The sequence below is a fragment of the Flavobacterium stagni genome, assembly GCF_004122105.1.
Taxonomy (GTDB): Bacteria; Bacteroidota; Bacteroidia; order Flavobacteriales; family Flavobacteriaceae; genus Flavobacterium; species Flavobacterium stagni.
This window is the reverse complement of sequence record NZ_SBKN01000030.1, coordinates 1-267: the sequence shown is the minus strand read 5'-3', so window position 1 is coordinate 267 and position 267 is coordinate 1. Positions and strand designations below refer to the sequence as shown.

The 267-nt window shown below is 41.9% G+C and carries 1 pseudogene; it reads left to right on the top strand.

The annotated features are described in order from the left end of the window. Positions 1–267, top strand: a pseudogene (locus EQG61_RS13830) (hypothetical protein); the annotation flags it as partial.

Here is a 267-nt window from a genome sequence, read left to right as displayed (position 1 = left end):
CTGGAACGCCTGCAGGTACTTACACTTTAGTATACCAAATCTGTGAAATCTTAAACCCTGCTAACTGTGATACAGCTACTGTAACAGTTACTGTAGGTGCTGCTCCTATCATTGCTAATGACGATGCAGGAACACCAGTGAATGGTTTTGCAGGTGGAACTTCTTTCACTAATGTATTGGTAAACGATACACTTAACGGTCAGCCAGTTCTTGCTTCTCAAGTGAACACTACGTTTGTATCTTCTACAAACCCGGGTGTAACTTTAG